Genomic DNA, 14893 nt, shown 5'->3' with positions numbered 1-14893 from the left:
TCCCAGCGTTGAATCATGGCGCCGCCCGACACTCCCGTGTCGCTCAATCGCTCAGGTGTGTCGTCGATACACAGGTCGGCGGGAAAACGGGCGGAATCGTCAGGCACTTTCGGTGAGGCCGTGATGCTTCCTCAGCCTATGGGTGATTTCGGCGTTGTCCTTGCTGCACCTCAGCATATACACCTGCGCCCCGCTGGTGGCCCTGCGTCACGGCCTGACGCAGTTCCTCGGGTTCGATGACCTCCACCTCGCCGCCCCAGCCGAGCACCCAGTGCACCAGTTCCAGCCAGCCGCCTACCGTAAAGACCACCCGGGTGTGGCCGCTGTTCAGCACCCGCACCTGGGCGTCCGGCGTGAAATGCGTCTCCGCGACCCTGTCTTTCACTTCAGGCGTGAAGTGCAGTTCGACCCGCGTGGGCTGCCCGGTCATCACGCCCCAGGCGTTCGACAGGAATTTCAGCGGGTGGAAGTCCTCGGGAATGTGGCATTCCTCGTCCAGCAGCGCCGCATTCTTCATGCGCGACAGCCGGTACACGAAGGGGTCGGCCCCGCCTTTGAGGCGGTTGACCCCGATGGCGTAGCTCTCGCGGTTCCTGGCCCCCAGTTCGATGAAGTAGATGACCAGCTCCATCTTCGAGGGGGTTTTCTTCGAGAGGCTCTGGTAATCACATTTCAGCACCCGCCCCTGCAACCACGCCTGCGCCACCATTTCGAAGGTGCGCGAGGTGGTGGCATTGGGCCGCTTGCGGTAGGCCTCATTGGCGAGCATCGCCACCCGCCGGGCCGGGGGAGGCAGTTGCGTGGTGAGCTTCTCCAGGGCGCTGAGGTAGTGCTCGTTGTACTCGCTGGCATGGTGGTAGAGCATCCTCGCCGCCGAGTAGACCGCCAGCGCCTCCACCGCGTTAAAGAGGGCCCCCCTGGGGGGCACGCGGTATTTGCCGCTGTGAAGCCGCTCGATCTCCCCCTCGTTCAGCAGTTCTCCCAGGTCGCGCTGCACGCTGCGCAGCTTGTTCGCCGGTAGCTGGAGGCGCTGGGTGATCTCCCTGGGACTGCACTCTGCGCGGGCAAGCAACTCCAGGAGGGCCCGCACGCGCTGGGCCTTGGTGGCCGGGGCACTCACGCGCTCACCACGGCGGCGCACACGCCGCGGAATTCGCACAGGCGGCACTTCTGGGGCGAGGGTGCCGGCTCAAACTGTCTCTGGTTCATGTTGTCCACGGCCTCCCTGACCCACTCGAAGCCCTCGTGCAGGTCTTGCGTTGAAAACTGGTGCAGGTAATCGTGCCGCAGGTATACCAGCGCCGCTTCAGAGGCGCCGAGGTGCCGGGCATAGATCGACAGTTGCGGCAGGTGGTGCTCCGGGGAAATGCTGCGGTCGGTCTTGTAATCCAGCACCAGCCCGCCCAGGGCGTCAAAGGCGTCCACCACGCCCTCGAAGAGAATGCCACCCAGCGGCACCTGAATGGGCTTCTCGCGCTGGTAGGTACGGGTGTTGACACCCACGTATACCGGCTTACTGAACGACTGGACGAGGGTGACCACCTGCTGCTGATCGGGCAGCGCCAGGTAAGCCACTTTCGACAGCAGTTCTTCCCCGCGCCAGCCATGTTCCATGGCCAGATGCACCGCGTCGCCGATCTGACGCCCGGCCACGCGCCCTTCCGGGTTCAGGCGGGTAAGTTCCCCCAGTTCACTCCACAGGGCCGCCAGCGGCAATCTCCCCTCCACGTGCCGGTACGCGAAGCGCCGGGGACAGGTCAGGTAGGTCGCCACGCTGGTTACCGGCAGGGTGGTGGGCAACACGACGCCCGGCCCACTGCGAACAGGCAGAATCGGGCGCGGCACCTCAAAGGTCATGCCCAGGGGTTCAGGGGCACTCACCTGACCCGGCGCGAGGTACGTCCGGCTCACGCCCGTGTCCGGCAGGTGGCGCAGGAAGGTGCTGGCCCGTTCCAGAGCCGCGCCGGTGTCCCTGGCTGTGACGCTCAGGATCAGCAGGTCGGCGGCGCGGGTGAAAGCCACGTAGGCCAGGCGTTCGTCCTCGCTCAGTTCGCGTTCCTTGCTGACCACTTCCAGCGCGTCCCACTCCGGCAGGTCGCCTTCCAGCCTGGGGAGGCGCAGCGCCACGCCCACCTCTGGATCGAAGCGCACCACCGGGGGAAAGCCGCCCCCCTGCCGCAGCGCGTCGGCGTAGATCACCACCGGGAACTCCAGCCCCTTGCTGCCGTGAATGGTCATCAGTTTCACGGCGTGCTCACTGGCGCTGCTGCCCTCGGCCGCCTGTGCCTGAAGGCGCAGCATCTGCTGGAGCCTCAGGGCCACGCTGGCGAGATCCCGCTGCCCTTCGAGGGCCCAGGTGCGCAGCAGCGCCTGGAACTGCCGCAGGTTGGCGTGCCGCCGGCCCCCGTCCGGCTGGGCCGCGTGAACGGCAAAAAGGCCGGTACGCCGATCCGCTTCTGCCAGCAGTGCCCCCACGCTGCTGGTGGCGCTCTGCTCCCGCAGGTCGTGAATCAGGGTACAGGCCGAGCGCACAGCCGCGTGCTCGCTGCGCCCCGCCGCCTGCCACAGGCTCTCCCCTGGCCCGCGCAGACCCGCCACGTCCAGCAGTTCCTGATCGGTGAGGTGCACCAGCGGTGAGCGCAGCACCGCTGCCAGCGACACGTCGCGGTGCGGGTCATCCACGCTCAGCAGCAGGTGCAGGGCGTCCTGCACCTCCTGCCGCTGGAACAGGCCCTCTCCGCCCAGCACCTGGTACGGAATGCCCGCCAGGGTCAGGAACTCCTCGTAGACTTTAAGGTCGGTGCGGGCGCGGAACAGGAAGGCGATGTCACCCAGCCGAACAACACGGAGCTGCCCGGTCTCCCGGTCATAGACCGCCTGCCCGCCCAGCACCAGGGCCTGAATGCGCTGCGCGAGGTACGCTGCCTCCGCTTCGCGCAGCCCCTGCTCTCCTTGCAGGACGTGGACTTCCACACTTGCCTTCTCCGACGGCGCTTGCGTCCGGTGTGCGATCAGTGGTTCAAAGGATGTGGCGGTGGGGCGCAGTTCGTCCGGGCCACGCATCAGGCTGCCGAAAAAGGCGTTGACCGCCTCCACCAGAGCGGCGTGCGTGCGGAACGAGGTGTGCATCGGGATAACGCTGCCCCCCCGCGCGGCCACGAAGGCCCGGGCTTGCCGGATCACCTGGATGTCCGCCCGCCGGAAGCCGTAAATGCCCTGCTTTTCATCCCCGACCACGGTGACGTTCACGCCGTCTCCCATTAACGCTGACAGAACCTGCCATTGCACCGGGTTGGTGTCCTGCGACTCGTCGATCAGCAGGTGCGTCCAGCGCCGGGCGTAATACTCGCGCACCTCGTCACTCTCCAGGGTGCGGGCGGCGTAGACCTCCAAGTCATTGAAGGTGGCGACGCCCTGCTCGGCCTTGAGTTCCGCAAACCTCACGGTGACGTGTCCAAACATCACGGCTAGCGCCCGCAGCGCCGCCTCGTGTCGCGCCGAATCGGGTGTTTCCTCCCCCAGCAGGTCATCCCGCAGGGCCAGCGTGCGAATCCCCTTCAGGGCCGCGTGAACGGCCGCCTTGGCATCCTTATCCCAGCCTTTCCCGATGCTGCCCTTGTACGTTTCGAAGGCTGAGCGCACCGCCCGCAACCGGTCGCTCAGGACAGGCACGCCAGTGGCTGTCCTGACCACCATCTGCCGGATGCGCTCCAGTTCATCGGTGCCCGGCCCGGCCAGGGCTGCCAGGTCACCCAGCAGCCCCACCCACGCTGGCTGCACCGCCTCCCAGGCCCGCACCGCCCGCTCCTGGGGCGAAAGGGAGAGATGTTCGAGCGCAACGCCCAGGGCTTGCTGCGCTGCAATGGGGTCATTCAGGAGCGCCTCGATGGCCCCCCGCCTGATCTTTCCGGGTACGGCCAGCAGGACGTCTTGCGGCAACTCTGAGAGCACCCTTTCGAGGTGGTCATCCAGCCACAGCTTCGCCATCAGGGGATCGAGCACCTCGAAGGTCAAAGACGCGCCGCTTTCCAGCGGGTGTTCACGCGCAATGCGGCCACACAGGCTGTGAATGGTGCCCATGGTCATGGCTGGCAGTTCCCCCGAAATCCTGAGCCAGGCCCCGCCCTCCGCCCTGAGGCGCTCCTCGACGAACCGGCCCACCCTGGAACGCAACTCCGCCGCCGCCGCCTCGGTGAAAGTGACCGCGACAATGCGTCCGGGATGCACGCCCTGCGCGAGCAGATGCGTGATGCGCTCGGCAAGCACCCGCGTTTTCCCGCTTCCCGCACCCGCCGCGATGGCGACGCTGCCCGGGTCGCTGATCGCCTGCCACTGCGCCGCAGTGAAGGTCGTCATGCCATGCCTCCTTCTGCTGCATCAAGGCTGACCGTGTGACGGCACACCGCCGCGAACGAACAGTACTGGCAGGCTTTCCCATCCACATCAGGACTGGGCGCGAGGTCTCCCCGGCCCAGCGCCTCCCCGACTTCCTCCAGAAACCCCAGGACATCGTCACGGTGTGCTGACCATTTGTACTTTTTCCTGGGGCTTTCGGCGTGCGGGCCAGCGGCGTCTTTCAGGTTCTGCGCCTGCTCGATGCTGAAGTACCGGCCGTTCGTGGCGTTCAGCCCCAACATGTACAGAGGCAACTGAATTTCCAGGTCGTTCTTGCCACTGCGGTTGACGTGACTCACGTAGCGGTTCGACTTGTAGTCGGTGACCATCAGCCCTTCGGGCGTTTCATCCACCCGGTCGAGGATGCCTCGCAACTGGTACCGGTACTGTCCCGCCTCAACCGTGAATTCGCGCCAGTCCTCCAGGTGCAGCGGGGTGTGAGCGGCAGGCAGGAAGTCCGCCGACTGCACCGCCCGCTCCAGCGTTTCCAGTTGCTCCTGTTTGGTCACCTGCCACAGCGGACTGGGGCGCAGGTCACCCGAGGCCAGCAGTTCGCGCTCTTTGGCCTCATAAGCCGCCTTCGCACGGGTGATGAGGGTCTCAGTCCGGTCACCCGCCTGCCAGCCCGTCAGGGCCCCTTCCAGGCCCGCGTGCAGAAGAGTACCGGACGCTCGCCTGTCCTCGACTTCATCCGGGTCGACCTGCTCCTCCAGCTTCAGGAACCTTTCGGCAAACCACCTGAAGCGGCAACTCCCCACGGAATGCAGTTGTGACGGACTCCACGCCCGATCCCCCACCGCGATCCCTTGAGGGAGTTGACCACTGTGAGGACTGGGGACGCCCTCTCCCCTCCCCTGTTCGACTTCGACCCTGATCTTCAGCGGGCCGGGCAAGTGACGGCCTGCCAGGGCATCCTGGCTGAGTTTCTCGGCCTCGCTGCCCCAGTCCAGGTTGGGCAGCGGAAGTACGTTGCCCCCCAGCCTCCTCCAGTACGTCCCGGCGGGCACTCCCCGTCCCCCCAGGTCACGCCGGGGGCGGCTGACCACCAGTTCCTGCTCACAGGCGGCCAGTGCACCCAGGAAGAGATCCTCCTGTGCGGCCGCCAGCACCGTCAGGTCAGGCAGGTGAACCCCGGCTGCTGCCCAGGTCTGGCGGGTGAACCGGTCGACCAGCGGGTGATCCGCAGTGCGCCTTGGAAAGAGGCCGTCCGATAAACCCAGCACCCACATGCAATCAAAAGATCGTCCCAGCGCGGCCAGCGGGTTGGCCACCCGCACACCGCTGCGGCTCAGCAGGGCCAGGACGGTGCGGGATTTCAAGAGTTCACTGAGTTCAGCCAGGACTTCCGTGCTGGACACTTCTCCACCGCGCTGAGACCATGTGGAAAGTGCCTCCACCAGGACGGCCAGGGCAGCATTGAGGGCAGGATGCTGCCTGGCCCTGCCCTGAATCCCCCCTTCCAGCAGCAGGCGCTCAATCACCTGGAGGGCTGCGGGCCAGCCCGTTACCTCTGGCAACGCCAGCCACTCCAGATCCGCGTTCCAGGCCATGAGTCCGCGGGGAGCCGTACGTTGCAGTCGTCTGGTAGTGAGGCCCAGGTCAGCCGGCCACTGCACCAGCGGGTGGCTGAGCAGGCGGCGGGTGCTGCTGAAACGCCACTCTTGGGCGTGGGCATCGATCCAGGCCAGCAACACGGAACCCAGGGGTGTGCTCCTGAGGGGAAGCTGCTGACCGCTGATCAGCGGCAGGTGGTATTCAAGCGCCACATCAGCAAGCGTTCCCAGGTACGCCTCCTCATTCCCGGTCACGATGGCCACCCGCTCTGCTGGCACACCAGCGGCGAGCCAGGTTCTGACCTGCCTGAGACAGGCCCGGACTTCTATTTCAATCTCGCTCAGCTCGTGGCAGGTCAATGGAACGGGTGTGAGGACTTGACCAGTGACGTAACGCTGAACCACCTGACGGCCCACCAGACCGGATGGAACAACCTCCGCTTGATGCACCGTGAAACCCCGCCCCTCAAGGTCTTTCACACTCATTGCAGTTCGCTGCAAGCCTATGCCGCCAGGAGTGTAGGGCAACGTCACCAGACTGCTTTCTCCCAGTACGCGATCGAGCCAGTGGGCCTGGGCAGCGTCAAAGTGAGCGAAGCCGTGTACCAGGCTGGATTCCCGCGGCGTGGCAGCAAATCTGGCCGCAAAGTACTCCGCTGAAACAGCATCGAAGAACTGCTGGTTGATGCAGGTTTGAACCCAGCCTTCGAAAATCAGGGCCACATCCCGATCCCGGGCGGTGGCGACAACCGCTTTCAGCTGTACCGGCTCAAGGTCAGCCCGGAAGAGCTCACCCAGCAGACTCAGCAAAACATCAGGGGTTCCTGGTCGCTCCCTGAGGGAACTCAGGTACTCCAGTGGGAGATCCGCCAGTAGGCTCTGCAAGTGAGACAGGCGGTCAGCGTTTGGCAAGAGACGCCAGCCCCCTTCACGCAGGGCTGAGCGGGCCAGTTGAGACAGGGTAATGGTCTTCCCCAGGCCACTGAGTGACTTTCTGAGGTCACGACCTGCCTGAAGGCTGGGGACGATGCTTGGTGGCTCGGAGTGCTCCTTCTTCCACTCGATCAGTGTTCGTAGCAGCGCATCCGGGTGCAGATGAAGCAGTACAGTTCGCATCATCTGTGGCCACGACAGGGGAAGAGCGTGATTCGAGACATCTTGGGATTCATTTGAACGCTCCAGTCATATCACGACTCTGACCCACTGCCGCGTCATTTATTGACATGGATGAGCGAGCCATGATTCACCATGCGCGGCGAAGGCGTTCAGATCATGAGGACTGGAGTGCAGAAGATTGACCATGATCAGAGCGGAGCGGAAAGGGCTCTGAGATACACCAGAATTCCAATAATTTGTCAAAGTGGTGGAGAACTTCGCCCAAGTCCCTCAGAAAATACGGGAGGAAGGGTGGGGGAGAGGTTCAATTCGAAAGCTGGGAGATTTCCCGTACGTTTTGGAAAATACCTTACCAAACGAGTTATTTCTGTGGCATACCCTGTGTTAGCACCGGTGCTAACACCTACTCCTCGAGGGCAGACTTCAATGCTGTGGGCATTTTCCCAAGCCAGCTTTCGATGGCATTCTGATCCTTCTGCGGAAGCTGTCCCAGCCATTTGTGGTTGGTCAGCAGCCTGCCCACCTGTGCCGAAGTGCTCAATCTGGCTTTAACGGGTGCACTCAGGCGCTTGAGTTCGGCCTGTAGTTCAGTTCGGCTGGCACCCTTGTCGGCAAGCTTGAGGAGTGCGGTTTGATGTTCCTCGGGTGCCCCGGCGATGACAGCCCCCAGTGAAAAGGGAAGTCCAGTCCTCACTGCGGCCAGAATGGGGGCAGGCCAACTGAGAACGCGCAATTTTCCTCTGGCAAAGGTTGACCAATTCTCCCCCAGGCTTCCAAACGCCTGGGTCAGGGCGAGATGCTCCTCACCTTCCGACTGTCGCAGCAGTTGCATCAGCCGGGCCTTCGCCTGGTCGGCTGGCAGTTGCAGGGTTTCAGAGACCAGCGCCAATTTGGCATCGACCTCATCCAGCAGATTGAGATCCTCACGCTGCAGGTTTTCGATCAGTGCGATCTGCCGCGCCTCGCTGTCTGTCAGTTCCCGGATCACCACCGGAACTTCCGCTAACTGCGCCAGTTGCGCGGCTCGCCAGCGCCTTTCACCAGCAACGATCTCATAACCCTCTCCAGCCGGGCGTACCAGGAGAGGCTGCAGGATGCCTTTCTCCTGAATGCTTCTGGCCAGCTCCTCCAGCTTTGCAGGGTCAAATTCTCGTCTCGGTTGGCCCTGGCCTGGTTTGAGCCGGGTCGTGGCCACCGTCTGGCCCCCTGACGATTTGAGGAGTTCAGCGGAAGCCCCCAGAATCTCGCCGAGTTGAAGAGGTTTGCGTTTTGCTCTGGTCATGCCTGTACCCCCAGTCCCAGGGCCTGTGCGATTTCATGGGCGACCTTCTGGATGTCACGGTGCTGTGGTGAATCGGGAGCGTAAATACCAACGGGCTGTTCAGCATTGGTGCTGTCCAGCCAGACGGCCGCGCGGTAGGGGAGAGGTGAAGCCAGTCCGGCCAGCTGCTCCTGCAGCGCATTGAGGATTTCCTTGTCGTGCAGTCGGCGCCCGTCATACATGGTGGGCACGTAAAGTCCGACCCGCAGCTCAGGTCGCAACTGACGGTACATGCCCAGGGCTCGCTGAAGGCCCGGCAGGGCGTCCACTCCCTTGCGGCTGGTCAGGACGGGCACGATCAACATGTCACTGGCCAGGGCCCCCAGTGCAGCGAGCTGACCCAGGCTGGGCGGACTGTCAATCAAGACGACGTCGTACTGATCCTCGACCTCCTGCAGGGCGCGGCGCAGGCTCATGACGGCTCCAATCTGTCCGGCGATCTGAGCCTCAGCCACCGAGAGGTTGATGTGGGAGGGAATCAGGTGAAGGTTGAAGACCTGGCGTGGGCTAGGGAGGGACTTACTCTCAACGGCCACCGGGTAGACGGTCTGATCCTCCTCCACATCTGTCACGCCCAGCCACTTGGTCAGGCTGGCCTGCGGGTCAAGGTCGATCAGAAGGACTCGCTTACCGGTTGCCGCTAGCTCATAGCCGACGTCCCGCACGATGCTGGTCTTGCCAGCGCCTCCCGCATGATTGAACACCGTGGCAATTTTCATTAACAGAAGGGTATAACCTCTGAGCCGTGTAAGGGCAACGAGCCATCGCCAGATAGGACGGGGTTTCATTTCTGCAGGTAACGGAAGAGACAGGACGAGCTTCTGGCCTCTCGTCAGTGGTTCACCAGGCTCAGTTACCGCTGTTGACCTGGTTTGCGGTAATCCCCACGCTCCAGTCTGCTGGAACCAGTGAAGAAATGAATTGGCCTGTTCGGCAGTTCGACGCGGATTGGTATCCGTTGTTCTTGAACCATCGCTGATTGAGATCGGTCGCTCTGTCGCCGCCTTGTTAGCCTGTGGAACCTGGACGATCTAGCGAAGCAGCCTGGTTGTCGACGCGGGTGAGCTCAGGAGGGGGCTTGCCCTTCATGTCCCCCGTCTCCTGTCTGAAGGTTTGGCCGTGCCACCCGAGTGGGAGTGACACGCTCAGCTCTCCACGGCTTGGCGCAACATGCAAAGATGCCAGAACCTGTCGTCCTTACTGGCGCGACCATGCGTCAAGAGGTGACGCCCGCCTGGCGTAGCCTGGAGGCATGAATGCCCACACCACAAACTGTCGTCCGGCGTTCCGATTCTCGCAGTACCATGAAAAGCATCTCATGAACAACACATCCGGGATACCTCTGGCGTCCTTTTCCACAAACAACGATGCTCCATGACCAATCCGCTGCTTCCTGATTCCCAGTTTCCAACCCTGTCCCTCTCCTTTAGCCAGCAGGAGGGCAACTCCGTCATCAAACTCCTTGATCAACTCGAGCACCTGCAAAGCACACAGAAACAACTTGAACAGGAACTTGAACGCTGGGCCGGTCGGTCGGGTGCCCTGCAACTCGCCGAATACTTCAGCACTGGCCCACCGGCTGGGTTAACCATGTGGCACACCCAGCTCGGTCGCCTCAATCAAGAGCTCGCGAAGCAAAACCCTGAAACCCTCAGCCAGTTCAGTGAGACCGTCAGCAATTTGGCTCAACAACTTCAACGGGAGCGTGAACAGGCTGATCAGGAGCTGAGTGGCCTTCGCCAGTTGCTGCCCAGCGCAAATCGGGTGATGCAGGCCAGAACCCAGGCGGCCAGCATCCGCGAAAAGCTGCAGGCGCAGCGTGGGCTGGGGAAAATCTGGACGACCCTATCCGGAAAGCAGAGTGCCTTACAGCAGGAACTGAACTGGGTTGAACGTCAAGTGCAACGTTCAGAACAGGATTATGAGCAGGTCAGGCGCACTACAAATGCGCCGCATACACTCGAACCCAGCGACATTTCTGCCCACTACCAGGGGCGCACCGGGTACTGGGGAGACCGCATCAGACACCTCAGCGCCCAGCAGGTGGCGGCGCAGCAGGCCAGGGATCAGGCGCAGAAGCTGTTCGAAATCACCACAACGGAACTGAATGATTCGCAACAGGCGCATCTGGCGACCTGGCCAGCGCTCGCGGCCAGGTACCACCTGCCCGATACGCTTCAGGCCTGGGAAGACCTGCTCAAGCGCCGCGCAGAGGGTGAGGGGCTGTGGCAGCGCTGGCGGGAAAGCAGCCGGAGGCTCTCCACCATCCAGCAATCACTGGAACACCACTGGCAAACCTGGCCCGCTGAATACCGCACCGTTCAGGCCGCCAGAAGTTATCTGAATCAGCAAGCTATAACGCCAGCACCTCCTACCCCATCTCTCCTGCCAAACCTTCCCTGGCCTGGGCCTACACCCACTGGCCTTCACCAGCCTTCAGTGGTGCCCTTTCCCCTTCAGCCACCTGAACCCTCCTTACCACTCGCTCCTCTGCTTCCCTGGGCCGACATGAAACAGGAGCCTCAGCCCGTCGTGGCACGGGATACATGCCTGATGCCCGCTGAAGAGCCTGCAGTCCCCCAGGTCACTGAAGCCCTCACAGTCTTACCAGAGCCTCCCATTCCCCTTCCTCAGACATCTGGAACAACGAGCGCCGCAGCTTTTCCCCTGCCCGAGATGACCAGCCCACTTCGGGCTGACCTCCCCAGCTTCGCCAGGCCACCTGAGAGTGCAGCACAACCCCCACAGGTGAATCCGTGGCTGGGAACACTGCCTGGGCAACTGAATCCTGTTGGCACGCAGCCAACTGTCCAGACCACTGAACTGCGCCAGTTTGTCACTCCCGCCGAACGCACCCGCCAGATTGCCGTCAAGGTCGCTGCCGACCTCGGACGCCACCACCAGATCAACCTGATCGAAGACCTGCTGGCCGGCACAAACCCGGCACTCAAAGTCCAACGTGTCACCCGCCAGCTGCAAACCATGGCCCAGGAGGACATCTGGCTGGCCGAGGAGCTCTACGCGTGGTGGCCAGCGCAGGAACACTTCGGAGCCGACTACCGCATGCGTAACGGAGAATGGCACCGTGCGGCCTCCAGCATCAGCCGCCGCACCTGTGAACAGTTCGTTTCCCGCTTCAGTTCTACACCCTGCTTCGAGGAAGTCATTCTGCTTCTTGAAGCCCTGCATGAGCAGATCGGATGCGCCCATGTTGCGTTCGCTTACCAGTTGCAGACCATCCTGGATGAGATGCCAGCAGATGTGGACATTGAAACCTGGATCAACTGGTTGCGCAGTGACATCCTCCCTGAAGACGGTGAGGACTGGGACGATGAGATCGACCTCCAGCGTCTGGCGCGACGACGTTTCCAGGCCTGATTCATCCTAAGGAGCTGCATGAACCTCCCCAAAGGCAGCATTGTGCGCTGCCCGCAGACTGGACAGACCGGACATGTCCTGCGCGGCCATGACCCTGTGGACGTGCAGTGGCAGGACGGCAGCCTCACCACCCGTCCTGCCTCCACCCTCCGCTGCGGATTTGGCACCGGCACCACCATCGTCGAGCGTCCCAGCACCCTGCGCACATCCCGTGGTGAGGGCCAGGTGATCGGCCACCGCACCCTGGGTGGACGCGAACAACTCCTGGTGGACTTCTGGCAAGGTGAACGCCACTGGCTACCCTGGCAGAACCTGCTGCCCATCTGGAGTCCAGCGGCGCTGTTTGATCACCGCGTCCACCCACCAACCGGCAGTGCTGAACGATTCCGCCTGCGCCAGCTCTCACACGCCCTGCAGCACTGGGCCGAAACCACCGGGGCGCTCTCTCCCATCGACATTGACCCCCTGCCCCATCAGATTCACCTGGTTCACCGGATCCTCTCCAGTGCCCACCTGGACTGGCTGATCGCCGACGACGTGGGCCTCGGTAAGACCATTGAGGTGGGCCTGCTGCTCACGGCATTGCGGCGCCGGCGGCTGCGGCGCTTCCTGCTGGTCGTTCCCTCCGGCATCACCCGTCAATGGCAGGCTGAACTCCGAGACCGTTTCGGACTGCGCGAGGCCGTCATCTACGGCGAGGACTTTCACATCAGTGATGACACACAGTGGCGACTCTACGACCTGGTCATCGTCAGCATGGACCGGCTGAAACAGGACGCGCACCTAGAAAAACTCCAGCGTTCAGGCCGCTGGGATCTGGCTGTGTTCGATGAAGCGCACCGCCTCTCCCGGCGCCAGTACGGCCGCACCTTCAAATACACCGACCGCTACAGGATGGCCCTGGAAGTGCGCCGCGCCGCTGACGCCGTGCTGCTGCTCACCGGCACGCCCCACCAGGGTGACCTTGACCGCTTCCAGGCTCTGCTGGAGTTACTGAGGCCTGATCCGCAGTGGCGCCAGCGTATCCAGGAAGTTCAACTGCACCCGGAGATTCTCAGCGGGATGATCATCCGCAACCGCAAGGCGGACGTCACGGACGCGCAGGGCAACTTCATCTTCAAAGGTAAAGTCACACGCGCCATCGAAACGCCAATCGGCGATGAAGAACGCCAGTTCGAGGCCGCGCTGGGCCGTTACTTCCAACGCGGTTACCAGACCAGTGCCCGGCTCTCGGCCCAGCAGCGCGGCGCCCGCGCGATCGGCTTCGTGATGACCACCTACCGCAAACTCGCTGCCAGCAGCGCCCTGGCCATTCACCGTGCCCTGGAACGGCGACTGCAACGCCTCACCAGCAGCCCACTTCCCTCTGCATCACCTCAGCCACCAGACCCTGGCGAAACCCTGGAAGATGATGAACAGGCCACCTTCGAGCAGCCAGAAACGGCCCAGGGCGACGACCAGCCTGAATTCTTCGATGGTGAGGTGGCCATGCTCGAGAACCTCCTCGCGCAGTCCACCCGCCTCCTGCAGAACGACCGAAAACTCCAGGCCTTCCTTGAGCTGCTGATCGACCAGATCGATCAGCAGGAAAAAGTGCTCATCTTCACGGAGTACCGCTCTACCCAGGAGCAGTTGCTGGCCGCCCTCGAAGAGCGTTGCCCCGGGAAGGTGGACGTGATCCACGGTGGTCAGCATCAGCGTCAACGGCAAGCGGCCATCGAGCACTTCGAAGATGCCGGACGCTTCCTGGTCAGTACCGAAGCCGGCGGCGAGGGCTTTAACCTGCAACGGCGGTGCCACATCCTCATCAATTACGACCAGCCCTGGAATCCCATGCGCCTGGTTCAGCGGGTCGGACGACTCTACCGCTATGGTCAGGAACTGCCAGTGATTGTCTTTAACCTGCGAACCCAGGGCAATCTTGACGACCTGATCCTCGATCACATGTACAGCAAACTCGAAGCGGTCGCTGCGGGCATGGCCGCCGTTTCAGACGAGTACCGCGAGGGCCTGCATGAAGATATCCTCGGATCCATTGCCGGATTCCTCGACGTGGCGGCCATCCTGGAAGAAGGTCGCGACGTCTCGCTGGATCGCACACAGGAACGCATCGACGAGGCTCTGGAACGCGCCAGACAGGCCGCACGGCGCCAGGAAGATCTGATGCGTTTTGCCTCCAGCTTTGATCCCGACGCCCTGAACAGCGAACTGCCCATGGATCAGCGCCACCTGCCCGCATTCATTGAAGGGATGCTTCTCACCTCAGGTGGCGAAGTGCGCAGCAGGCTGCATGGTGGGGCCGTCTGGGAAATTAACCTTGGCGAAGGTCTTGGGAAGACACTCAACACCCGTCAGTTGAACCGCATAGCCTTCACGCGCCAGGCCGCCAACAGGCACCGGGCCGAACTGATTGACAATGGCCACCCTCTGCTGAAGCATTTCTTTAAACAGGCCCAGGAATATGACTTCCAGGGACAGGTGGCGTGCCTTTCTCTCCCCGCTGAGGTGGTCGGCTGTACCGAGTTACGCTGGCAGGACGAGAGTGGAAAACCCATGCGTGAAAGTTACCGGGTCTTTTATAAAATCCAGGGGAACTGGACACTTAATCCTCCAGCCTTCAGTGAGTGGCTCCTGAAACCCACTGATGATGCTGGTCAACAGGAAAGCGATGTCACCAGCAGCGACATTGCACTGCAGGCAGACACGATTCTGTGTCAGGAATGCACTGATGATACTCATCCAGCAGGGCTGCGCCATGTCGGGCTTGCCTGGGGTTCAGAGATATGAATGACGCGCTCGACAGTGCAGCACACTGCCATTTGATATGCAGCAGAGGCCCTGCCTTAAGTCATTGTGACGGTCACCAGCGTGCCATCTGGGAATACCGAAAGGGTCGTGACTGGTTGAGATAGTGCGCGGCTAAGCCAGATATTGTGGCATTTTCCTTCAGCCAGGGGTTTAAGAACGGCAACGCGGGAACGGTTTTTACGCTCATCGTAGTTGTGGGCTGGCCCCAAAAGTTGGACGGTTTCAAGTAGAGACTCGGCTCAGGTCAAGGGTACAACAACGCGGATCAATGCTCATCCAGGGGACGGGATGACGGCCACATTTGCGGCGCTGTGACCGCAAA

At 62.4% G+C, this 14893-nt stretch carries 7 protein-coding genes; 2 read left to right on the top strand and 5 right to left on the bottom strand.

The annotated features are described in order from the left end of the window. Positions 1-136: 136 nt before the first annotated feature. The 5 genes from E5Z01_RS14335 to E5Z01_RS14315 all read right to left on the bottom strand — a co-directional run bounded on the left by E5Z01_RS14335 (position 137) and on the right by E5Z01_RS14315 (position 9104). Positions 137-1120 carry a helix-turn-helix transcriptional regulator gene (locus tag E5Z01_RS14335; RefSeq protein WP_135229986.1) on the bottom strand — a complete coding sequence of 328 codons (984 nt, stop codon included), beginning with the start codon at positions 1118-1120 and terminating at the stop codon, positions 137-139. Beyond that, a complete protein-coding gene (locus E5Z01_RS14330) occupies positions 1117-4356 on the bottom strand; it encodes a UvrD-helicase domain-containing protein (protein WP_135229985.1) in 3240 nt (1079 codons plus the stop codon). Before E5Z01_RS14330 ends, E5Z01_RS14335 begins: the two co-directional genes overlap by 4 nt. Continuing rightward, positions 4353-7067, bottom strand: coding sequence for a PD-(D/E)XK nuclease family protein (locus tag E5Z01_RS14325; RefSeq protein WP_135229984.1), 2715 nt, complete (start codon positions 7065-7067; stop codon positions 4353-4355). Before E5Z01_RS14325 ends, E5Z01_RS14330 begins: the two co-directional genes overlap by 4 nt. A 400-nt stretch (positions 7068-7467) precedes the next feature. After that, on the bottom strand, positions 7468-8346 hold the full coding sequence (locus E5Z01_RS14320; protein WP_135229983.1) for a ParB/RepB/Spo0J family partition protein: 879 nt from the start codon (positions 8344-8346) through the stop codon (positions 7468-7470). Continuing rightward, the gene (locus E5Z01_RS14315) at positions 8343-9104 is read right to left on the bottom strand and encodes a ParA family protein (protein WP_135229982.1); all 762 of its coding nucleotides are present in this window, start codon (positions 9102-9104) and stop codon (positions 8343-8345) included. The genes E5Z01_RS14320 and E5Z01_RS14315 overlap by 4 nt, the downstream gene beginning before the upstream one ends. A gap of 655 nt (positions 9105-9759) precedes the next feature. Between E5Z01_RS14315 and E5Z01_RS14310 the strand changes: the two genes are divergently transcribed. Continuing rightward, the gene (locus E5Z01_RS14310) at positions 9760-11763 is read left to right on the top strand and encodes a hypothetical protein (protein ID WP_135229981.1); all 2004 of its coding nucleotides are present in this window, start codon (positions 9760-9762) and stop codon (positions 11761-11763) included. Between the two features lie 18 nt (positions 11764-11781). Further along, positions 11782-14550, top strand: coding sequence for a helicase-related protein (locus E5Z01_RS14305; RefSeq protein ID WP_135229980.1), 2769 nt, complete (start codon positions 11782-11784; stop codon positions 14548-14550). The last annotated feature ends 343 nt before the right edge of the window (positions 14551-14893 follow it).

Origin of the sequence: Deinococcus fonticola (assembly GCF_004634215.1) — a bacterium.
Lineage (GTDB): Bacteria > Deinococcota > Deinococci > Deinococcales > Deinococcaceae > Deinococcus > Deinococcus fonticola.
This window is presented reverse-complemented; position numbering and strand designations above follow the sequence as displayed.

Coding starts and splice junctions, on each gene's coding strand:
- E5Z01_RS14315 (WP_135229982.1), bottom strand. CDS start 9,104: ATGAAAATTGCCACGGTGTTCAATCATGCGGGAGGCGCTGGCAAGACC.
- E5Z01_RS14320 (WP_135229983.1), bottom strand. CDS start 8,346: ATGACCAGAGCAAAACGCAAACCTCTTCAACTCGGCGAGATTCTGGGG.
- E5Z01_RS14310 (WP_135229981.1), top strand. CDS start 9,760: ATGACCAATCCGCTGCTTCCTGATTCCCAGTTTCCAACCCTGTCCCTC.
- E5Z01_RS14325 (WP_135229984.1), bottom strand. CDS start 7,067: ATGATGCGAACTGTACTGCTTCATCTGCACCCGGATGCGCTGCTACGA.
- E5Z01_RS14305 (WP_135229980.1), top strand. CDS start 11,782: ATGAACCTCCCCAAAGGCAGCATTGTGCGCTGCCCGCAGACTGGACAG.
- E5Z01_RS14330 (WP_135229985.1), bottom strand. CDS start 4,356: ATGACGACCTTCACTGCGGCGCAGTGGCAGGCGATCAGCGACCCGGGC.